This window comes from Roseateles sp. P4_D2, from assembly GCF_056401875.1.
In genome coordinates, this window is sequence record NZ_JBFUIM010000005.1 from 225,705 (window position 1) to 245,322 (window position 19,618).

The 19,618-nt window shown below is 68.2% G+C and carries 19 protein-coding genes; 12 read left to right on the forward strand and 7 right to left on the reverse strand.

Going from position 1 to position 19,618, the window contains the following annotated elements; all coding sequences use genetic code 11:
- Nucleotides 1-4 precede the first annotated feature (4 nt).
- The 3 genes from AC1DW0_RS11145 to murJ are packed head-to-tail and all read right to left on the reverse strand — an operon-like array spanning nt 5 to nt 3,512.
- Nucleotides 5-1,066 carry an AI-2E family transporter gene (locus AC1DW0_RS11145; protein ID WP_327082893.1) on the reverse strand — a complete coding sequence of 354 codons (1,062 nt, stop codon included), beginning with the start codon at nt 1,064-1,066 and terminating at the stop codon, nt 5-7.
- Nucleotides 1,067-1,092: 26 nt separating this feature from the next.
- Nucleotides 1,093-1,950, reverse strand: a complete 858-nt coding sequence (locus tag AC1DW0_RS11150) for a SirB1 family protein (protein ID WP_477945852.1) — start codon at nt 1,948-1,950, stop codon at nt 1,093-1,095.
- Nucleotides 1,950-3,512, reverse strand: a complete 1,563-nt coding sequence (gene murJ / locus AC1DW0_RS11155; protein ID WP_056201885.1) for a murein biosynthesis integral membrane protein MurJ — start codon at nt 3,510-3,512, stop codon at nt 1,950-1,952. Before murJ ends, AC1DW0_RS11150 begins: the two co-directional genes overlap by 1 nt.
- A gap of 120 nt (nt 3,513-3,632) precedes the next feature.
- Between murJ and rpsT the strand changes: the two genes are divergently transcribed.
- Entirely contained in the window at nt 3,633-3,929 is a 297-nt protein-coding gene (rpsT, locus tag AC1DW0_RS11160; RefSeq protein WP_056201882.1) for a 30S ribosomal protein S20, read from the forward strand.
- 88 nt (nt 3,930-4,017) lie between these two features.
- Here rpsT and AC1DW0_RS11165 read toward each other — a convergent pair whose 3' ends face one another.
- Nucleotides 4,018-4,893, reverse strand: a complete 876-nt coding sequence (locus AC1DW0_RS11165) for an alpha/beta fold hydrolase (protein WP_477945854.1) — start codon at nt 4,891-4,893, stop codon at nt 4,018-4,020.
- Between the two features lie 76 nt (nt 4,894-4,969).
- Nucleotides 4,970-5,308 (reverse strand): DUF3579 domain-containing protein, encoded by a 339-nt coding sequence (locus tag AC1DW0_RS11170; protein ID WP_056202489.1) that lies wholly within the window; start codon nt 5,306-5,308, stop codon nt 4,970-4,972.
- Nucleotides 5,309-5,458: 150 nt separating this feature from the next.
- Here AC1DW0_RS11170 and AC1DW0_RS11175 point away from each other — a divergent pair, with 150 nt between their 5' ends.
- Nucleotides 5,459-6,664 (forward strand): aspartate aminotransferase family protein, encoded by a 1,206-nt coding sequence (locus AC1DW0_RS11175; RefSeq protein ID WP_457352901.1) that lies wholly within the window; start codon nt 5,459-5,461, stop codon nt 6,662-6,664.
- Nucleotides 6,661-7,623: an ornithine carbamoyltransferase gene (argF, locus tag AC1DW0_RS11180; RefSeq protein ID WP_056201873.1), complete on the forward strand. Its 963-nt coding sequence runs from the start codon at nt 6,661-6,663 to the stop codon at nt 7,621-7,623. The genes AC1DW0_RS11175 and argF overlap by 4 nt, the downstream gene beginning before the upstream one ends.
- Nucleotides 7,624-7,690: 67 nt before the next feature.
- On the opposite strand, the gene AC1DW0_RS11185 is transcribed toward argF, so the two are convergent.
- Nucleotides 7,691-8,260 carry a PEP-CTERM sorting domain-containing protein gene (locus AC1DW0_RS11185; protein WP_056201870.1) on the reverse strand — a complete coding sequence of 190 codons (570 nt, stop codon included), beginning with the start codon at nt 8,258-8,260 and terminating at the stop codon, nt 7,691-7,693.
- 160 nt (nt 8,261-8,420) lie between these two features.
- Between AC1DW0_RS11185 and AC1DW0_RS11190 the strand changes: the two genes are divergently transcribed.
- From AC1DW0_RS11190 to atpE, 9 genes are all read left to right on the forward strand, one after another.
- Nucleotides 8,421-8,876, forward strand: a complete 456-nt coding sequence (locus AC1DW0_RS11190; RefSeq protein WP_457352903.1) for a copper chaperone PCu(A)C — start codon at nt 8,421-8,423, stop codon at nt 8,874-8,876.
- Between the two features lie 103 nt (nt 8,877-8,979).
- On the forward strand, nt 8,980-11,262 hold the full coding sequence (locus AC1DW0_RS11195) for a hypothetical protein (RefSeq protein WP_056201865.1): 2,283 nt from the start codon (nt 8,980-8,982) through the stop codon (nt 11,260-11,262).
- 180 nt (nt 11,263-11,442) lie between these two features.
- The gene (locus AC1DW0_RS11200) at nt 11,443-12,282 is read left to right on the forward strand and encodes a peptidyl-prolyl cis-trans isomerase (protein ID WP_235532056.1); all 840 of its coding nucleotides are present in this window, start codon (nt 11,443-11,445) and stop codon (nt 12,280-12,282) included.
- Nucleotides 12,279-13,238: a HupE/UreJ family protein gene (locus tag AC1DW0_RS11205; RefSeq protein ID WP_477945858.1), complete on the forward strand. Its 960-nt coding sequence runs from the start codon at nt 12,279-12,281 to the stop codon at nt 13,236-13,238. Before AC1DW0_RS11200 ends, AC1DW0_RS11205 begins: the two co-directional genes overlap by 4 nt.
- Complete coding sequence (locus tag AC1DW0_RS11210) at nt 13,235-13,861, forward strand: TIGR02466 family protein (RefSeq protein WP_477945860.1); 627 nt, start codon at nt 13,235-13,237, stop codon at nt 13,859-13,861. Before AC1DW0_RS11205 ends, AC1DW0_RS11210 begins: the two co-directional genes overlap by 4 nt.
- Nucleotides 13,858-16,287, forward strand: a complete 2,430-nt coding sequence (locus tag AC1DW0_RS11215; protein ID WP_477945861.1) for a fused MFS/spermidine synthase — start codon at nt 13,858-13,860, stop codon at nt 16,285-16,287. Before AC1DW0_RS11210 ends, AC1DW0_RS11215 begins: the two co-directional genes overlap by 4 nt.
- Before the next feature lie 45 nt (nt 16,288-16,332).
- A complete protein-coding gene (locus AC1DW0_RS11220; protein WP_457323550.1) occupies nt 16,333-17,109 on the forward strand; it encodes a metallophosphoesterase family protein in 777 nt (258 codons plus the stop codon).
- On the forward strand, nt 17,109-18,569 hold the full coding sequence (locus AC1DW0_RS11225) for a bifunctional serine/threonine-protein kinase/universal stress protein (RefSeq protein WP_056201851.1): 1,461 nt from the start codon (nt 17,109-17,111) through the stop codon (nt 18,567-18,569). The genes AC1DW0_RS11220 and AC1DW0_RS11225 overlap by 1 nt, the downstream gene beginning before the upstream one ends.
- 126 nt (nt 18,570-18,695) lie before the next feature.
- Nucleotides 18,696-18,938: a F0F1 ATP synthase subunit C gene (atpE, locus tag AC1DW0_RS11230; protein ID WP_056201848.1), complete on the forward strand. Its 243-nt coding sequence runs from the start codon at nt 18,696-18,698 to the stop codon at nt 18,936-18,938.
- On the opposite strand, the gene AC1DW0_RS11235 is transcribed toward atpE, so the two are convergent.
- Nucleotides 18,935-19,606, reverse strand: coding sequence for a cupredoxin domain-containing protein (locus tag AC1DW0_RS11235; protein ID WP_477945864.1), 672 nt, complete (start codon nt 19,604-19,606; stop codon nt 18,935-18,937). The genes atpE and AC1DW0_RS11235 overlap by 4 nt on opposite strands.
- Nucleotides 19,607-19,618: the final 12 nt, after the last annotated feature.

Here is a 19,618-nt window from a genome sequence, read left to right on the forward strand (position 1 = left end):
ACGGCTAACGGAACAGCGAACTCTCGAGATAGGCGCGATGCAGGCGCTTGACCGCGACTGCCGCCACAGCCGACAGCGGCAGCGCAATCAGCACGCCGACAAAGCCGAGCAGATGACCGAAGGCCAGCAGCGCGAAGATGACCATCAGCGGGCTCATGCCGATGCGCTCGCCGACGAAGCGCGGCGTCAGCACGAAGCTTTCCAGCAGTTGGCCGATGCCAAAGACGATGGCGACGGCGAGAACGCCATAAAGATTTGCGAATTGCAGCAAGCCTGCCAGCAGCGCCAGCACCAGGCCCAGGCCAAAGCCCAGATAGGGAATGAAAACCGCCAAGCCGGTGAAGACGCCGATGGGCAAGGCCAGATCGAAGCGCGCCAGCGCCAGGCCGACGCTGTAGAAGATGGCCAGAGCCCCCATGACGAGCAATTGACCGCGCAGGTACTGGCCCAGCGTCTCATGGCATTCGTCGAGGAAGCTGCCAACCGAATCGCGCGCCGCTGGCGGCACGAGAGCGCGCATGCGCTCGACCAGGCCCGGCCAGTCGTCCAGCAGATAGAAAAGCACGACGGGCAGCAGCACCGCATTGCCGATGAAGGCGAGCAGGAAGCTGCCGCCGATGCGGGCCGAGCTCAGCGCCGTCGCCAGCCACTCTTCGAAATTGGCATCCAGGTACTTCAGCACGAAGGCCTTGATGCTGGCCGGGTCGAGCTGCATGTAGATGCCGTGCTCCGCCAGCCAGGGTGAAAGCTTGTCATTGGCCAGTTTCGCCAATGCAGGAATCTGCTCGCGCAGCGCCGGCAGCTCTTTGCTGAGGATGGGCAGCACCAGCAGCACCAAAGCCAGCAGGGCCATCGCAAACAGCAGCTCGACCATCAGCACCGCCAGCGACCGCGGCACGCGCCGGTTCACCAGGGCCTGCACCGCGGGCGCCAACGCGTACGCCAGCACCAGGGCCGCGATGAAGGGCGCCAGCACGGGCGACAGCAGCCACAGCAGAAGAATGACGCCCAGGGCGACACCGCCCCAGGCCAGGGCGGTGCGTTGGTGCTTGCTGAGCTTCATCATGGTGGTGGGCGGGCGGGCGCGGATTGTCACTGAAGCGGCGGCCGGGCCTGGTCAAGCAGCATCGCCAGGCGGGTTCGCAATCCCGCGGCGTCGGGTGCATCGCCCCGCTCGGCAAGATAGAAGGCCAGATCGTCGGCGGCAGCAGCAAACGCGCCCAGCGTCGCCAGCACCAGGCCGCGATCGCGGCGCTCGACCGGGTCGCCCGGCAGCAGGATGACGAGGCGCTGTTGCACGGCCAGCAGCCGCGGCCAGTCCTCGGCGGCGCGGTGAACTTCCTTCAGATTGCGCAGCATGCGTGCCAGGATCTGGCGCTTGGATGCAGCGCGCAGGAAGAACTCCAGCGGCAACTCCAGGTCGGCGGGCAGCTCGCTGCCATGGCGGTAGACGGCCAGGCGCTCGTCCAGCCGCGTGGCTGACAACGATTCGCCCGTGAAGGGGTCGATAACGACCTCGCCAAGCCCGACGCGGCATTTGACGAGGAAATGCCCCGGGAAAGCGACGCCCGCAGCGCGCAGGCCCGCCTGCTCGGCAAGCTCCAACAGCAGCACGGCCAGCGTGATGGGAATGCCACGCCGCGTCTCCAGCACGCGATGCACGAAGCTGTTCTCGGCCGCGTAGTAATTGTTCAGATTGCCGGCAAAGCCGAGTTCGCCGTGGAAGAAACGTGTCAGCTGATGCAGCCGCTCGGCCGGCACAGTCTCCGGCGTGATGCGCTCACGCAGGCGGCGCGCCAGCGCATCCACCTTGGACAGCGCAGCCTGGACATCAAGCTGGGGATATTCGTCCTGGGCCAAGCTGATGGCGGCCTCGAGCAGATTGAGGCTCTCATCCTCCGCCACCAGCGTGGCGAAGTAGTCCAGCGGAGTCGGCGCTACGTACTTCATCAGCTTGGGCGTCCGAGCGCACGGGGCCGCATGCCAACCAGCAGCAGCACCGCGAAATAGACGAGGGCGCTGCCCGCCAGGCTGGCCGCCATGACGAGACCGCGCCGGATCTCGTGCGCGCCCAGGCCGAGCCAGTCCAGCCTGCTGGCCAACTGCCATTGCAACAGGCCCATGGCTGCACAAGCCAGCACCACACGCAGGCCGAAGGCCAGCCAGCCAGGCTCGGGGCGGTAGCTACCCAGCTTCTTCAGCCCCCAGAACAGCCAGCCCGCATTGACCAGCGCGCCCAGGCCGATGGACAGGGCTAGGCCCGCGACACCGATCCAGGGCACGAAGACAAGGTTGAATCCCTGCGTCAGCACCAGCACCGCAACAGCGATCTTGGCCGGCGTGCCGGTGTCCTGGCGAGCGAAGAAGCCGGGCGCCAGCACCTTCACCGCGATCAGGCCCAGCAGGCCAACACCCCAGCCCATGACCGACTGCGCTGTGTGGGCCACGTCGGTCGCCGTGAAGGCGCCGCGGTGGTAGAGCACGGCCGTCAACGGTTCGGCGAAGACCAGCAGGGCGACGGCGCAGGGCAACGCGAACAGCATCACCATGCGCAGGCCCCAGTCGAGCAGGCGGCTGTAGCGCTCGCTCTCGCCCGAAGCCTGGGCAGCGGACAACTGCGGGGTCAGGACCGCGCTGAGCGCCACGCCGAGCAGGCCGATGGGGAATTCCATCAGGCGGTCGGCATAGTTCAGCCAGGAGGTCGCGCCCTCGCCGAGGCGGCTGGAGATCTGCGTGTTGATCATCAGCGACAGCTGGGACACACCGACACCCAGCAGCGCCGGCCCCATGCCCAGCATGACGCGGCTGACACCCGGATTGGCACGTGCCTCCCGGAAGCCTTGCCAGCTGAACCGCATGCGCGGCGTCACGCCGATGGCCCGCAGCGCCGGCCACTGCGCCAGCAATTGCAGCACGCCGCCGAGCATGACACCGAAGGCCATCGCATAGATACCCGGATAGCCCGCGCGCTCAAGCGGCCCGACCAAGGCCCAGCCGACGGCGACGACGCTGAGGTTGAGCAGCACCGGCGTTGCCGCCGGCACGACAAAGCGTCGCCAGGTGTTCAGGATGCCCGCCGACAGGGCCACCAGCGACATGCAGCCGATATAGGGGAACATGAAGCGCGTCATGACGACGGATGCGTCGAACGCCGGCTCCGGCAGCCCGCCGCCGAGCAGCCAGACCAAGAGGGGCGCTGCGACCACACCAATCACCGAGGTCGCCATCAGCGCCCATAACAGCACGGTCGCGACGGCGTCGATGAGGCGCTTCGTTGCCGCTTCGCCCTCGGTGGCCCGCGTCGCCGCCAGCAGCGGCACGAAGGCCTGCGAAAATGCGCCCTCAGCAAACAGACGTCGCAGCAGGTTCGGGATCCGGAACGCGACGAGAAACGCATCGGTCATTCCGGTGGCGCCGAAAAGGCCCGCCACCATGGTTTCGCGGACAAGGCCGGTGATGCGCGAGGTCAGGGTCAGCAGGGAAATGGTCGACGCAGCGCGCAGCAGATTCATGGCGGCGGATTATCTGTGTCGTGAATGGCGCCTTCTTCGATACTCGTCCCAGGCACTTGGCTTTAACCCTGATTTCGGGCTATACTCGTCGTCTTTGCACCAACTGGGTATAGATACAGCATGGCTACCAGCTCCAAAGCCAAGAAGAAGACGGTTCGCCTGGCGTCGGGTCTCAAGCGCGTCCGCCAGGACGCCAAGCTCAACGCCGCGAATACTGCGCTTCGCTCCAAATACCGTACGGTCGTCAAGAACGTGCAAAAGGCTGTGACCGCGGGCGACAAGTCCAAGGCCGCTGACCTGTTCAAGGCTGCCCAAGCCGTCATCGACTCTGTCGCCGACAAGGGCATCTTCCACAAGAACAAGGCTGCTCGTCACAAGAGCCGCCTGTCCGCCAAGATCAAGGCGCTCGCCGCCTAAGAAACAATCCAGCTCTGGTGCAAGCAAAGAGGCCCGCGCAAGCGGGCCTCTTTGCATCTGCGGCCCGCACCTGCGGGCCGCTTGCATTTCAATGCCACTCGCCTGGCACGACGCCCTGGATGCTGCGATCGCGCAGCCACTCGGCGACGGCCCGGGCCACCCACTGCGGGTCATCCAGCGGCAGATCGTGGCCGGCCTTGGTGTGCAGGCGCAGCGGCGCTCCCCAGGCACGGCTGATGGCCTGCGAGCAACGCCAGTCGACGAGCCCATCCGCTTTGCTGCACAACAGCAGCATGGGCGCAGCCGGGCGAGTGCGGCTGGCGCGATAGCGCATGCTGGCGAGCAACTGGCGGGCCGTGTTGCGAACACCGAGCGGGTGCTGGCGCTGCAACTCCACCCAGCGGTCGATGATGGCCGGAGTCGGCGTCAACCGCGTCGTCAGGCTGAGCACCCTCTCCTCCCGCATACGGGCGCTGAAGCGGCTCAGGGACAGCAGCAACAGGCCAAGATAGTTCAGCGGATGCGGCTTGCGAAACAACTCGCTGAAAGGCCGCAGGCTGGGGTTGATCAGCACGCCGGCCTCAACCTCGCTGGGATAGCGGCTCGCCCATTCGCTCAGCACCGCGCCGCCCAGCGACATGCCGACCAGCGACACCGGCCCATTGACGCCGAGGCGTCGCAACTGTTCACGGCAAGCATCAACGATGGCCAACACCTGGGTAGGACTGGCCTGGCGGCGCAGCGCACCCGTACCGGGCAGATCCAGCAGCAGCAGCCGGGACGCCGGTTGCAACGCACGCAATTCGCGCAGCAGATGTTCGGGGAAAACCCCCCAATGCCCGCTGGCGCGTGACAGGCCGCGCAACAGCACCCAGACCGGCGTCAGCGTGCGCTCCGCCGCCACGGCCGGCGCGGTGGGGAGCGGATCTGCGGCGATGGTGGCGGCGCTGGCGTTTATCGGCATGTTTCCAAACATTGCCGGCGAGGATAACGGCGCCCCGCCCAGGTGCGTCCTGGGACTCTTGCTAGGAGAGACGAAATCAAGCGCCCGATTTACCGCCTGGGCCGTCGGGCAGCAGGCAGGCGTCGGCAACTTGCAGGTTGTTGTCGCGCGCGAAGTTCATGACGAAGTCCCAGGCCATGGGTTCGAGGCGCTTGAGCTCTTCGTTGACGACAACGCACTTCACGCCGTTGATGACGGTGGGGACGCACAGCGGCGAATAGCCGATGTAGGCACCAATGCCGCCGCGCGCGCCGCCGGGTCGAAAGCAGGACATTGCGCCCGCCAGCCGCTCGGCCCAGTCGCTCGGTCGGAAGGTTTTTCCATCCAGAGTGACACCTTGGATGAAGACTTCGCGCGGCGGGGGGGCAACGGTCATGGACAGAGGGGCTTCGCGGTACAGCGGGGCGCCGCTGCCAAAGACCGGTATTGTGCCTCGACGCCAAGCCATCTGCTGCGGCGCAGCAATTGCTGCGGCATCAACCTTAGAATCAAAAGTTCCTTTTTTCTCGACTCATCAGGAGACCCGATGAACGCTGTCCCTCCCTCGTCCGAGCCCCATGTCATGCCGACCTATGGCCGCCTGCCCGTTGCGCTTTCGCACGGCCAGGGCTGCTGGGTCTGGGACACGGAAGGCCGACGACTGCTGGATGGACTGGGCGGTATCGCGGTCAACACGCTGGGCCACAACCACCCGCGCCTGGTGCCGGCGTTGCAAGATCAGCTCTCCAAGCTGATCCACACCAGCAACTACTACCGCGTGCCGCTGCAGGAGCAACTGGCCGCCAAGCTCTGCGAGGTTTCGGGCCTGGCCAATGTCTTCTTCTGCAATAGCGGACTCGAGGCCAACGAGGCGGCGTTGAAGATCGCCCGCAAGTTCGGCCATGACCGCGGCAATACCTCGCCCGAGGTGCTTGTCTTCGAGGGCGCCTTCCACGGCCGCTCGATCGCGACGCTGTCGGCCACGGCAAATCCCAAGATCCAGGCCGGCTTCGGGCCGCTGGTGCCGGGCTTCGTGCGCGTGCCGCTCAACGACATTGCCGCCCTCGAGGCCGCCCTGGCCGCTCACCCCAACATCACGGCCATCTTCCTGGAGACCATCCAGGGCGAAGGCGGCATCAACCCCGCCCGCATCGAGTTCCTGCAGGCCCTGCGCCGCGTCTGCGACGAGCGCGACCTGCTGCTGATGCTGGACGAAGTGCAATGCGGCATCGGCCGCACCGGCAAATGGTTCGCCCACCAGTGGGCCGGCATCAAGCCGGACGTGATGCCGCTGGCCAAGGGCCTGGGTTCGGGCGTGCCCATCGGTGCTGTCGTCTGCGGCCCGCGCGCCGCCAGTGTGCTGAAGGCCGGCAACCACGGCACCACCTTCGGCGGCAACCCGCTGGCCATGCGCGCCGGCGTCGAGACGTTGAAGATCATGGAAGAGGACGGCCTGCTGGCCAATGCCGAAGCCGTGGGCGCCACGCTGCGCGGCGCCCTCGCCGAGGGCCTGGCTGGCGAGTCGGGCCTGGTCGAGATCCGCGGCCAGGGCCTGATGCTGGGCATCGAGTTGGATCGCCCGGCCGGCCCGCTGCTGGGTCAAGCCCTGGATGCCGGCCTGCTGATCAGCGTGACGGCCGACCGCGTGGTGCGCCTACTGCCACCGCTGATCCTGACGCACGACGAAGCGCGCGAAATCGCTGCCCGCCTCGTGCCGCTGATCAAAGCGCTGCTTGCGCAGCCCAAGCCATGAAGCCGGGGGATGCACTGATGCGTCACTATCTGCAGTTCAAAGACCTGCGCGCCGAGGAATACGCCCACCTGTTCGACCGCGCCGGCATCATCAAGCGCCGCTTCAAGAACTACGAAAAATACCAGCCATTGCAGGACCGCACGCTGGCCATGATCTTCGAGAAGGCCAGCACGCGCACGCGCGTCAGCTTCGAGGCGGGCATGTACCAGATGGGCGGCTCCGTTGTGCACCTGACGACGGGCGACAGCCAGCTCGGCCGAGCCGAGCCGGTGGAGGACTCGGCGCGCGTCATCAGCCGCATGGTCGACATCGTCATGATCCGCACCTTCGAGCAGAGCAAGCTCGAGGCGTTTGCGGCGCATTCGCGCGTGCCGGTCATCAACGGCCTGACCAACGAGTACCACCCCTGCCAGATCCTGGCCGACCTGTTCACCTTCATCGAGAACCGCGGCATGGACCGGCGCGGCGCCATCGACATGGACTGCCTGAAGGGCCGTGTCGTCGCCTGGGTGGGGGACGGCAACAACATGGCCAACACCTGGCTGCAGGCGGCCGAGATCCTGGGTTTCAAGGTGCATGTCAGCACACCCAGCGGCTATGGTGTGGACCCGGCAGTGGCCGGCATCAAGGACGCGAGCTGCTACCGCGTGTTCAACGACCCGCGCGAGGCCTGCGACGGCGCCGACCTGGTGACGACCGACGTCTGGACCAGCATGGGCTACGAAGCCGAGAACGAGGCTCGCAAGGCTGCGTTCGCGGATTGGTGCGTGGACACGCAGATGATGGCTCGCGCCAAGCCGGACGCCCTTTTCATGCACTGCCTGCCGGCCCATCGCGGCGAGGAAGTGGCGGCGGACGTCATCGACGGACCGCAGTCGGTCGTCTGGGATGAAGCGGAGAACAGAATGCACGTGCAGAAGGCACTCATGGAGTACCTGCTGCTTGGACGCATTGGCTGACACGCCTCATCTCGAAAGCAAAAAGCCGGCTGCGAACAGCCGGCTTTTTCTTTTGGGCGCTCGCTGATCAGGCGCGACGGCGGCGGGCCAGCACCAGGGCGCCCCCGGCGAGCAGCAGTGCGATGCTGCTCGGCTCGGGGACGGCGGAGATGTTGTCCAGCGCGGCAACGCCGTTCGTGCCAGTCAGGTCGAAGGACAGTGCCGTGCCGCTGTAGCTCAGGATCTTCTGGGACCAGGTCGAGTAGTCACCGGTCGCGGTCAGCGTGATGGTGCCCAGAAGCGAGCCTGAACCGTTCAGGCCCGAATAGGCGCTGATGGTGGCCGTGTCAGTGCCGGCGTAATAGAAGCTCAGCCCGCCGGCAACGCCAGCGGCGACATTCATGTAGGCAGCCGTATTGACGACCCCATCGAGCTGCACGAAGGCCACGCCGAGCGGCGACGGTGCATTGCCGAAGTAGCTGAAGTTGGCGTCGTTGGACAGCCCCAGCACATTGGTGAAGGTCACGCCGTCGGCCGCGTAGGTGTTGGCCACCTCGTCGCCATAGGACCAGTTCTTTTCAAAGTCCACGGACAGCGGAGCGGCCGCGAAAGCCGGCGAGGCCAGGCCAAGGGCCAGGGCGAGAGTGGCGAGCTTCATTGAAAACTCCAGAGCTTGAAGGTTGAGGCGGCAAATGGAAGAACGCCGCTGCGTTTGAATCGGGCCGGAGTGTGGTGGTCAAAGACGACAGGCGCGTGACGCCCGAGAGTCATCGGCTTCGTCACAGCGCCGTCACCTGCGCCTGCGATGGTTGCCGCCCATGCCCGCCTCTCCCCTGCCCCGCCGCCGACTGCTGCTCGCCGCCAGCGCTGCCTACCTGGGCTTGGCCCGCCCGGCACGGGCCTGCGAGTTCTTCAGCAGCCATCTGCGCATCTGGCACCCCTGGACTCGCACCGCCCGCGTCGACGCCGACACGGCTGTGCTGTGCATGCGCTTCGATGAGGTGCAGCGCGCGGATCGCTTGATCGGCGTCGAAACCCCGGTGGCTGCTGGAGCACGCCTGGCCGGGCCCGGCGCACCCGCCAAGGCGCAAGACTTGTCCCTGCCGATCCAACCAGGCCAGACGCTGGAGCTGACCGAGGACGGCCTGCACATCGAGCTGCTCGATCTGCAGCAGCCGCTGCAGATCGGCCGCAGCTATCCCCTGCGTCTCATCTTCGAGTTCGCCGAGCCCGTCAACGCCACGCTCAACGTCGACTTCGCCGGCTTGCCCTGAACGCGTCTCAGCAGCGTCGCGATGCCGTCACGCCAGGGTCACGGCCGCTTCCTAGCATCCGCCCCGTTCCACGCCTCCCCTATTCCCTTTCGGAGCCGCTTCCATGCCCCACTATTTCACCAAGAGCCAGATCGCCTTGGCCGCCGTGGCTGCCCTCAGCAGCATCGTCGTCATCGTGCCGACCGTCGCCACCGCCGCAGGCAAGACGCCGGGCAAATACGTCTCCGGTGACTTCCACAACCACACCACCTGCTCGGACGGCTCCATCTCGATGCAGAAGCTGGTGAAGAAGGTCACCGACAAGTCCGAGACGCCATGGGGCCTGGACTGGTTCGTGCAGGCCGGCCACGGCGGCAATGGCAACCGCAATTGCACATTGGTCGAGGATGCTTCGCTGTCCACACCGGCCTTCCCCTATGTCGCCGGCCAGGGCCCGACGACGACCTGGGCCAACAGCATCGGCGCGGCCAACCTCAAGGGCAACGGCGGCGGCGTCGGCGGCACGGGCAACATGTGGCGCTGGCAGTCGCTGCAGGAGTACCAGTACCCCGTCATCGAGTACCTCGCGGCCCAGAAGAACCTGCCGCTGTTCCTCGGGCTGGAGTCTGTCGTCGCCGGCCATGAGCACAGCTCGATGTCGGTGATCACTGGCCAGATGCCGGCCTCCGTCGACTCCGTCACGCTGCCCACCGCCCCCGGCTATTCGCCGCTCGGCAACGCCAACGCGCTGGCCCAGTGGTCCTACTGCTTCGACCGCAACGACACCGATACCAGTCGCGGCAACGTGACCGGCTCGAGCACGGGCAACAACTGGACTTGCGCCAACCCGAACAGCGCCGACTCCACCTCCGCCACCCTGGGCTGGAGCGCCACCGGCCAGAAGCTCATTCCCGCCACCGGCACCGGCGTCGGCACGCGCGGCCACCTCAAGACCGTCGAAGCCATGAAGTGGATGGCGAACTTCCACGGCAATGCCAGCTACTACGTGCCCGCCCACCTGGAGCGCGCCGGCCCGTTCAACCCGAACGGCAACAACGGCTACAACATCGAGCACCTGCGCAACTTCAACAACGCCGCGCCCAACGTCGCCTTCGGCTTCGAGTCGCAGCCGGGCCACGGCGCGTCTGACAACCGCGGTGAGTACCAGGTCAAGCGCAACAATATCGGCGGCGTGCTGACCGACTCCGTCGGCGGCACCACCTACGGCGGCACCGGCGTCTATGCAGGCCAGGTCGGCGGCGTCTGGGACGCCCTGCTCGGCGAAGGCCGCGGCTTCTGGTTCTTCGCCAGCTCCGACTGGCACAACCGCGGCCAGTTCGGCCCGGATGACCGCCGCTCGTCGCAGGACTTCTACCCCGGCGAATACCAGCGCACACACGTGCTGGTCCGCAACGGTGCCGACAAGCTGCGCCCGCAGACCATCGTCGACGGACTGCGCACCGGCAACGCCTGGGCGGCCTCCGGCCAGCTGATCGACCGCCTGGCGTTCGTGGCCTGCGCTTCGTACCCGGGCATCGCCGCCCGGACGAACGCCTCCGTCGAGGCGATTGCCGTCGCCGCGGCGACCAACGCCACCGACATCGACAAGACCGGCTGCGCCACCATGGGCGAGAAGCTCGCGGTCCGCCCTGGTGCCGAGATCGTCGTGGCCGTCGTGCTGCGCGACCCGGACGGTGCGAACTTCGCTCCCTACTCGTTCCCGAACCCGTCGCTGCTCCAGGTCGGCATCAACCAGCCGATCAACAAGCCGGTGCTGGACCACGTCGACGTCGTCCGTGGCCTCGTGACCGGCTACAGGACGCCCGGCTCGGCCGACTACGCCGGCGAATGGCCGCGCAACACCGACTGGCTGCGCGCAGACGGCAGCACCGCCGGCCTGTCGGCCGTGCCGGCCGCCGCCAAGAACACGTCGGCCGCCATCCTGAAGACCTTCAGCGGCAACGGCGGCTCGGCCTGGACGCAAGTGTCGTCAGGCGTGGACAACAGCGTCTTCCTGAAGATGAGCTTGCGCATCCCGGCGGTCCAGGCCTCGCAGTACGTGCGCCTGCGTGGCACCAACATGCCGGCTGCCGTGCCCTACGAGACGGACGCCAACGGCAACCCGCTGGCCGACCTGTTCACCAACGCCAACGACACGACGATGCTGCGCATCCCCTGCACGACGGTGGCCACCAACCTGCCGGCCGCTGGCGCAACCTGGACGCAGGCCAACGGCACCATCAACGGCTGCCCGGCTCACCTGGCCACGGCCACCGGCGCGGGCAACCCGATCGTGGGCCAGAAAGCGGTGTCCTACGACGTCGCGGCCTGGGCCGACCTCTGGTTCTACAGCAACCCGATCTACGTCGAAGTGGCCAATTCGGTCGCCGTCGCAGGCGTCAAGTAAAGGAGCCGGGAGCCCTGCTCCCGACAACACTTGCCAGGGCGCCGCAGCGATGCGGCGCCCTTTTTTTCGTCGCGCGTGCGCGTCCCCAGCGGCCACGCTTGTCGTCAATTTGTCTTGCAGCGTCGATAGCATCCGCCGCCTGTGCCCCGCCCCCAGAGACCGATGTCCGCCCAGCTTTCCTTGACCCCCACCGCCAAGGCGCCGCCCCGCCTATCCGGCCTGCCGAACTGGACCCGCGAACCGCTGTTGCACTTCCTGCTGCTGGGCGCTGCCCTGTTCGGCGCCGACCGCCTGCTCAACCGCGACACCGCGGGGTCCAACGAGATCGTCATCAGCGCCGAAGTCGATCGCGAGGCCCGCGAGCTGTTCAAAGCCAAGCGCGGCCATGAGCCCAACGCCGAAGAGACCGCCGCGCTGCGCAAGGTCTGGCTCGACAACGAGGTGCTCTACCGCGAAGGCCTGGCGCTGCAGCTCGACAAAGGCGACACCGCGATCCGAGAACGCGTCATCTTCAAGGCGCTCAGCGTGGTCGACGGCGGCACCCAGCTGCCGCCGGTCAAGGAGCCGGTGCTGCGCGACTGGTTCGAGAAACACCGCGCCCGCTACGACGAGCCGGCTCGGTTCGACTTCCAGGAGGCCGTGCTGGGCGGCGAGGCGAACGAGGCGACCGTGCGCGCTTTCGTCGACCTGCTGAACAACGGCGTGCCGGGCGACACCAAGGCCGGGTTGCGCGTCTTCAAGGGGAGGCCGCACAGCAACCTTTTACAGAGCTATGGCGAGGACTTCGCGAAGGCACTGGAAGGAGCCACCGCGGGCCAATGGCTGGCGCTCCAGTCGCGCGAGGGCTGGCACGCCGTGCGGCTGGACGCCAGCAGCGGCGCCAGACCGGCCAGCTTCGAGGCGCTGCGCGGCGTGGTGCTGCAGGACTGGACGGACGCGACCCTGGCCGCCCAACGCAGCGCCGCAGTGGCAGCCCTCGCCAGGAAATACACCGTCAAGGTGGAGGCGACTGCCCCATGAAGCGCGGGTGGATGTGGTTGCGTGCCATGCTGTGGCTCGCCGTTGCGGCCGCCGCCCTGCCCGCCTCGGCACACGAAATGAGCATGGCCGAGCTGCAGTTGCGCGAAACGCAGCGCGGCGAATTCGTCTGGCAGTGGTCGGCGGGCGAAAAGCGCCCGGTGGGACAGGATCTGACGCCCGTATGGCCCCAAGGCTGCGCGGCCCAGGCCAATGCGCTGCGCTGCGGCGACCAGGGCCTGGCCGGCACGATGTCGGTCAAGGGCGTCGGTGAACGCTACTCCGCGGCCGTCGTCAAGGTCGTCTGGATGAACGGCGACACCCGCGTCTACACGCTGACCAAGGCCCAGCCCACGGTGCAGCTCTACGGTGCCGCCAACGACCCGCGCGGCATGGGCGAGATCGCCAGCGCCTACACGCTGCTGGGCGTCGAGCACATCCTCGGCGGCATCGACCACCTGCTCTTCGTCATTGGCCTGCTGTTCCTCGTCGGCTTCCAGCGCAGGCTCGTCTGGACCATCACTGCCTTCACGGCCGCGCACAGCCTGACGCTGGCCAGCAGTGCCCTGGGCTGGCTGACGCTGCGCTCGGCGCCCGTCGAGGCCAGCATCGCGCTGTCCATCGTGCTGGTCGCGGGCGAGGCGCTGCACAAGCGCGACACGATCGCACGCCGCTGGCCGGCCCTCGTCGCCTTCCTGTTTGGCCTCGTGCACGGCCTGGGCTTCGCCGGCGCGCTGAAGGAGATCGGCCTGCCCGAGAACCACCTGCTCGTCGCGCTGTTGACCTTCAACGTCGGCGTCGAGATCGGTCAGCTGTTGACGGTGGGCATCTGCTGGTGCCTGTGGCACCTCGCCAGCCGCTGGCCAGCGGCGCAGCGGATGCGCCCGGCGCTGCTTTACATGATCGGCGCCGTCGCTGCCTACTGGTCCTGGCTGCGCGTCGCGGCGGTGATCGCATGACCGATGAAGTGATCGGCCTGTTTCCGGTGCCGCTGCAGCGCTCGGTCGGCGTGCTGCCACCGCCACTGGTCAACGCGCTGGTCGACCACTTCAGCACCCAGGCCCTACAAGCCAACAACAGCTCCGGCGCGCTGTCGCACACCCGCATGCTGCAGCCCTCGGACAGCCCCTTGCTCGTGCAGGCCGCCGCCCTCATCACGCCCAGGATCGCGGAGTTCGGCCGCCACCTCTTCGGCGAGACCCTGGGCTGGGCCATCAAGGAGATGTGGGTCAATGTGCTGGACACCGGCGGGCGCCAGGCCATGCACAACCACGCCAACAGTTTTGCCTCCGGCGTGGTCTACCTGACCGCGACCGACGACTCGGCCCGCACCGTCTTCATGAAGTCACCCGGCGGCCATGACTTCGCGCTGAAGAACGACCACGCCGGCGTGACCGCCGGCCCCTACAACGCCGAGAAATGGGTCGGCCCCGCGCCCAGCCCGGGCGACATGGTGCTGTTCCCCAGCTATCTGATGCACGCCGTGCCGCCCAACGCTGGCGGGCGTCGCATCAGCTTGGCCTTCAACGCGATCCCGACGCGTTTGGAGAGCTGGGGCTATACGCTGAGCTTCAACGCTTGAAGCACCTCGCGCTGCTTTTAATGGCCGCGTCCGGCTTTGCCGGGCTGGGCTACCAGATCGTCTGGACGCAGCAGCTCGGCCTCGTGCTGGGCCACGAATCGGCCGCCGTTCTCGCGGTAGTCGCGGCTTTCTTCGGCGGGCTGTCGCTGGGGTCATTGCTGCTGGGCCCACGCATCGACGCGAGCCCACAACCGCAGCGCTGGTATGCCGCCTGCGAGGCGCTGATCGGCATCTGGGGTGCCGTGCTGATGGCTGCCATGCCCATGGCCAGCAACGCGGCGCTCGCGCTGATCGGCCCGGACGCCACGCCGCTGTGGCAGTGGAGCATTGCCTTTGCAGCGAGCTTCATGCTGCTGCTGCCGGCCACCGCCGCGATGGGCGCCACGCTGCCAGCCATGGCCCGCATCGGTACCGCGGGCGTCGCGCCGCTGTATGCCGCGAACACACTGGGCGCCGTCGCCGGCGTGCTGGCCACCGCCTTCTGGCTGATTCCGAATTGGGGACTGACACGCAGCGCAGGGCTTTGCGTCGCCCTCAACCTGGGCTGCGCATTGCTGGCCGGCGTTTCATTGCAGTCCCGCCCCGCGCCGGCGCCTGGCTCACCGACATCGAGCCGGCCACTCGTCCTGCTGGCATTGAGCGGGTTGCTCGGCATCGCCTACGAAGTGCTGGCCGTGCGCGTGCTCAGCCAGGTGGCCGAGGACACCGTCTACACCTTCGCGCTGCTGCTGGCCGTCTATCTCGCTGGCAGCGCGCTGGGCGCCGCAGCCCATGCACGCTGGCCAGCGCTGCGCAACGCGCCGCGCCTGCTGCAGGCCCTGGCCGTGAGCATCCTCCTCGGCATGGCCGCGCTGTGGAGCGCCGACGCGATCAAGTCATGGTTGCAGCCTGAGACGCTGGCCGCAGCACTGGCCACCGAGGCTGTGCTCGCCGTCGCCGTGTTCGCGCTGCCGACGCTGCTGATGGGCGCGCTGTTCTGCCAGCTCAGCGCCGACGCGTCCGCGGCCGGCATCGCGTTCAGCCGCGCACTCGGCGTCAACACGCTGGGCGCCACGCTGGCCGCGCCGCTGTTCGGCGTGCTCATCGCGCCCGCCCTCGGCCCCAAACTCGCCTTGATCCTCGTCGCAGCGGGCTATCTGCTGCTCCTGCCTGCGTGGCGCAGCTTCGGCTGGTCGCTGCCTGCCGCCGCCACCGCCGCGATTGCCGTACTGGCGCCGCCGCTGGCCTTCGTCGACCAGCCCGAAGGCGGCCGCATCCTCAGCTACCGCGAGGGCGCGATGGCCGCCGTCAGCGTCGTCGAGGACGCCACGGGCGTGGCGCGGCTGCGCATCAACAACCGCCAGCAGGAAGGCAGCAGCGCGACGCTGCATGTCGACGGCCGCCAGGCATTGCTGCCGCTGCTGCTGCATCCGGCGCCGCAGCGCGCCCTCTTCCTCGGCCTGGGCTCGGGCATCACGGCCGGCGTGGCCGCGCGGCTGCCTGGCGTGCAGGTGGAGGCCGTCGAACTGCTGCCCGAAGTCATCGAAGCCTCCGCGCTGTTCCGCCCCGCGCTGGGCGAAGGCCCCAGCCCGCGCCTGCGTGCCGCCGATGCGCGCCGCTTCGTACGCACCACCGCGCACCACTACGACGTCATCGTCTCCGACAACTTCCATCCCGCCCGCAGCGGCTCGGGTGCTCTCTACACGGTCGAACATTTCCGCGCCGTGCGCGAGCGGCTTGCGCCGCAAGGCCTGTTCTGCCAATGGCTGCCGCTGCACCAGCTCGACCTGGAAACGCTGCGCAGCATCACGGCGGCCTTCCTGCAAGCTTTCCCCGACGGCGCCGCCGTCCTCGCCAGCAACAGCCTGGACACGCCCACGCTGGGCCTTGTCGGGCGAACCGGCGGTACCCGCTTTGCGCCGAGGGTTGCGCCGGCGCTGGCGGGTCATTTCGGCCTTGGCGACAACTTCGCCGTGCTCGGCAGCTTCATCGCCGATGCCCCCGCGCTGCGCCGCCTCGCCGCGGACGCGCCGCTGAACACCGACGATCACCCCTGGGTGGCCTACCGCGCACCGCGCGTCACCTATGCGCCCGACACCGCACCGCGCGACCGCCTGCTGGCGCTGCTTGGCGAGGTGAGCGTCGACATGAGCACCCTGCTCGCCCAGCCCGATGCCGCAGCGGCCGCGCGCCTCTCGGCCTACACCCAGGCCCGCCGCGACTACCTGGACCTGGGCCGCCGCACCACACCCAGCGCAGACCCGGCCGTCATGCTGGCCCGCGTCGGCCCGCCGTTGCTGGCCGTACTGCGCCAAAGCCCCGACTTCCAGCCCGCTGCCGAACCGCTGCGCCGAATCGCGCAAGCGCTGGCCCCGCGCGACCCGGCAACCGCGCAACGCCTGCTCGCATCCCTGGCCGATATCCGCCCCGATCTCGCCGCCCCCTGACCCGGTGTTGGGCCGGCGTCAGCCCTTCGTGGCAAGCTGCGGCCCATGCGTTGGGCTTTCATCACAGACATTCATGCCAATAAACAGGCCCTGCAAGCCGTCCTGGCGGACGCGCGGGCCCAGGGCGCCACGCGCTATGCGCTGCTGGGCGACTTTGTCGGCTACGGCGCCGACCCGGCCTGGGTGGTCGATCAGGTCATGGCCCTGGTCACCGATGGCGCCATCGCCGTGCAGGGCAACCACGATGAAGCCGTGGTCCATGGCGGCACCCCGGGCATGCACCCCGATGCCCGCGCGGTCATCGACTGGACGCGCGCCCAGCTGAACGAAGACCAGTTGCGCTTTCTCGCGCGGCTGCCGTTGCAGGCTCACGGCGAGCCGGGCCATTGCCTGTTCGTGCATGCCAATGCCTTCGATCCCAACGGCTGGGAATACGTGCAAGGCCGCGCCGAGGCCGTGAAGAGCCTGCACGCCAGCGCGGCGCGCATCCAGGTCTGCGGCCATATGCACGAGCCCATGCTCTTCCACCTCTCCGGCACCGGCAAGGCGGGCGACTTCCGGCCCGTGGCCGGCGTGCCCATGCCGCTGCCGGCGCACCGCCAGTGGCTGGTCATTCCCGGCTCCTGCGGCCAGCCGCGTGACGGCAACCCGGCGGCCTGCTACGCGTTGCTCGACCCCGGTAAGTCCGATCTGGACGATGCCCGCATCACCTTCCAACGAGTGGCCTACGACGTTGACGCGGCCGTCGCGGCCCTGCGCGCAACCGACCTGCCGCCGCTGATAGCTGAGCGTCTCGCCGGCCGCCTCACCCGCGGAGAGTGATGAGCACGACAGCCCCTGCCTCACCCGCCCCGCCAGCTCCGCTAGAAGCGGGCCAGGTGCTGGACGATTTCCGGCTGGAGGCTCGCCTGCACCAGGGCGGCATGGCCAACCTGTGGCGGGTCAGCCGCGTGGAAGGCAGTGACAGCGGGGCCGATGACGGCATCGAACTGCTGATGAAGGTGCCGCGCATCAAGGGCGGCGAGGATCCGGCCACCATCGTCGGCTTCGAAGTCGAGCAGATGCTGATGCCACAGCTCAGCGGCCCGCATGTGCCACGGTTCGTCGCCCGCGGCGACTGGACACGCCAGGCCTTCATCGTCATGGAGCACATTCCTGGCGACACGCTGCGCCCGCGGCTGGACGATGCGCCGCTGCCGCCCGAGGAAGTGGCCGACATCGGCGCCCGCGTCGCCACGGCCCTGGCCGCGCTGCACCGCCAGCATGTCGTGCACCTGGACATCAAGCCGAGCAACATCATGTTCCGCGCCGACGGCACGGCCGTGCTGGTCGACTTCGGCCTGAGCCGGCACGAGCAGCTGCCCGATCTGCTCGAAGAGGAGTTCACGCTGCCCATGGGCACGGGGCCCTATATGAGCCCGGAGCAGGTGCAGTTCGTGCGCAACGACCCGCGCAGCGACCTGTTCGCCCTGGGCGTCATGCTCTATCACCTGGCCACCGGCGAGCGCCCCTTCGGCCAGCCGGACTCGGTGCGCGGCCTGCGCCGGCGCCTCTTCGTCGAGCCCGTACCGCCGCGCGCCATCCGCCCCGAATTGCCGCCCTGGCTGCAGGAAGTCATCCTGCATTGCCTGGAAGTCAAGCCCGAGCGCCGCTACCAGAGCGCCGCCCAGCTCGCGCTGGACCTGCGCGAACCCGCCGGCGTGGCGTTGACCGCGCGCGCCGAGAAGCTGCAAGTCAGCGGCAGCATGAGCCGGCTCAGGCGCTGGTTCCTCGCGCTGGGCGCCGAACCCGCGCCCGCGGCGCCGGCCGGCCAGCAACTGGCGCGCAGCCCCATCGTCATGGCGGCGGTGGACGTGGACAACGCCACGCCCGAGCTGCTGGCCCAGCTCTGCGAGACGGTGCGCCGCATCGTGCAGACCGAGGCCGGCGCCCGGCTGGCCTGCGTGTCCGTGATGCGCGTGAACCGTATCGGCATCGATGAGCTGACCGACCAGCATGGCCAGAGCCTGCATGTGAAGCAGCTCATCGCGCTCAAGCACTGGGCGCGCCCGATCAGCAAGGCGCTGTCGCTGGAGGACGGGCGGCTGACCTTCCACGTGCTGGAGGCGCCCGACGCAGCCGGCGCCATCATCGACTTCGCCCACCGCAACGGCGTGGACCACATCGTCATGGGCGCCCGCGGCGCGTCGGCGCTGCGGCGCTACCTGGGCAGCGTGTCGGGCCAGGTGGTGGCCGAGTCGGACTGCACGGTCACCGTCGTGCGCGAGCCGGCAGGCGGCTGACAAAAAGGAAGAAGGAAGCCTCCAGTTGACCTGAACCGGCGACTGAACTCAATGACTTGCGAGGTCATCGACGCGCCGCAGTGACGCGGCCAGACTCCTTCTCGCCAACACAAAGGAGTAATCAAGATGCCTGCCTTCGATGTCCTGCCCCTCGCCGTCGCCCTGCTGATCGGCATTCCCGCCTTCGGTTCCTGCCTGGGCATCGGCCTGGCCAGCATGAAGCTGCTGGAGGGCATTGCTCGCCAGCCCGAGATCGCGCCCGAGCTGCAGACCAAGTTCTTCCTGGCGGTCGGCGTGACCGATGGCGCCTTCATCATCGCCACCGGCATCGGGCTGTGGTTCGCGACCGCAAACCCCTTCGCTCACTAGCCCCCGAAGTACGGATCGCCCGCGGGCCGCTTCTTGCGCGCCGGAGCGATCTGCGTGGTGATCGTCACCGCGCTGCCATTGGCGGCGACCTTCACGTCCGTCGGCGAACCTTCGACGAGCTGGTCGGGGTGCCAGATGCGCACCCGGGCCGGGCCTTCCGGCAGCCCCTGCAGCACAGCCTTGCCGTCCTCGCCGCCGAGCTTGGCCCAGGGCGTGTCGGCCACGTAGATGTGGCCGCGCATGGAGCCGTGGATGTGGCAACCCAGCAGATAGGCGCCGGGCTGGCTCAGCACCTTGCTGTCAGAGGCCGGTGGCTTGTTGCCAACGCGGCCGGCGAGTCGGAACTGGGTGTTCTGGCCCGGGTCGACGTAGACACCGCCGGCGCCCATCAGCCCGAGGATGACGTGATGGTCCCAGGTGTCCAGGTTGCTGAAGCTGACCTTGGCGCCCAGGCCGACGACGCTGACCGTGGGCACGAAGCGCAGCTTCTCCTGCACGACGGTCGCCTCCATCACCGTGGTGGGCCGCAGGCCCTGCACCGCACTGTCGACCAGCACGACGGCGTCTGCCAGCGGCTTGCCGTTGCGATCCATCACGGTGACGGTCAGATCCGCGGCCTGGGCTGCGCCGGCGGCCAGCAGCAGGAGGGTGCCAAGGAATGCGCGCATGGTGGGCTGGGA

What these genes read in the sequence shown, in the direction of transcription:
- AC1DW0_RS11185 (WP_056201870.1), bottom strand. Translation starts at nt 8,260, where the DNA reads ATGAAGCTCGCCACTCTCGCCCTGGCCCTTGGCCTGGCCTCGCCGGCT.
- AC1DW0_RS11210 (WP_477945860.1), top strand. Translation starts at nt 13,235, where the DNA reads ATGACCGATGAAGTGATCGGCCTGTTTCCGGTGCCGCTGCAGCGCTCG.
- argF (WP_056201873.1), top strand. Translation starts at nt 6,661, where the DNA reads ATGAAGCCGGGGGATGCACTGATGCGTCACTATCTGCAGTTCAAAGAC.
- AC1DW0_RS11145 (WP_327082893.1), bottom strand. Translation starts at nt 1,066, where the DNA reads ATGATGAAGCTCAGCAAGCACCAACGCACCGCCCTGGCCTGGGGCGGT.
- AC1DW0_RS11195 (WP_056201865.1), top strand. Translation starts at nt 8,980, where the DNA reads ATGCCCCACTATTTCACCAAGAGCCAGATCGCCTTGGCCGCCGTGGCT.
- AC1DW0_RS11170 (WP_056202489.1), bottom strand. Translation starts at nt 5,308, where the DNA reads ATGACCGTTGCCCCCCCGCCGCGCGAAGTCTTCATCCAAGGTGTCACT.
- AC1DW0_RS11150 (WP_477945852.1), bottom strand. Translation starts at nt 1,950, where the DNA reads ATGAAGTACGTAGCGCCGACTCCGCTGGACTACTTCGCCACGCTGGTG.
- AC1DW0_RS11165 (WP_477945854.1), bottom strand. Translation starts at nt 4,893, where the DNA reads ATGCCGATAAACGCCAGCGCCGCCACCATCGCCGCAGATCCGCTCCCC.
- rpsT (WP_056201882.1), top strand. Translation starts at nt 3,633, where the DNA reads ATGGCTACCAGCTCCAAAGCCAAGAAGAAGACGGTTCGCCTGGCGTCG.
- atpE (WP_056201848.1), top strand. Translation starts at nt 18,696, where the DNA reads ATGCCTGCCTTCGATGTCCTGCCCCTCGCCGTCGCCCTGCTGATCGGC.
- AC1DW0_RS11225 (WP_056201851.1), top strand. Translation starts at nt 17,109, where the DNA reads ATGAGCACGACAGCCCCTGCCTCACCCGCCCCGCCAGCTCCGCTAGAA.
- AC1DW0_RS11205 (WP_477945858.1), top strand. Translation starts at nt 12,279, where the DNA reads ATGAAGCGCGGGTGGATGTGGTTGCGTGCCATGCTGTGGCTCGCCGTT.
- AC1DW0_RS11190 (WP_457352903.1), top strand. Translation starts at nt 8,421, where the DNA reads ATGCCCGCCTCTCCCCTGCCCCGCCGCCGACTGCTGCTCGCCGCCAGC.
- murJ (WP_056201885.1), bottom strand. Translation starts at nt 3,512, where the DNA reads ATGAATCTGCTGCGCGCTGCGTCGACCATTTCCCTGCTGACCCTGACC.
- AC1DW0_RS11235 (WP_477945864.1), bottom strand. Translation starts at nt 19,606, where the DNA reads ATGCGCGCATTCCTTGGCACCCTCCTGCTGCTGGCCGCCGGCGCAGCC.
- AC1DW0_RS11175 (WP_457352901.1), top strand. Translation starts at nt 5,459, where the DNA reads ATGAACGCTGTCCCTCCCTCGTCCGAGCCCCATGTCATGCCGACCTAT.
- AC1DW0_RS11220 (WP_457323550.1), top strand. Translation starts at nt 16,333, where the DNA reads ATGCGTTGGGCTTTCATCACAGACATTCATGCCAATAAACAGGCCCTG.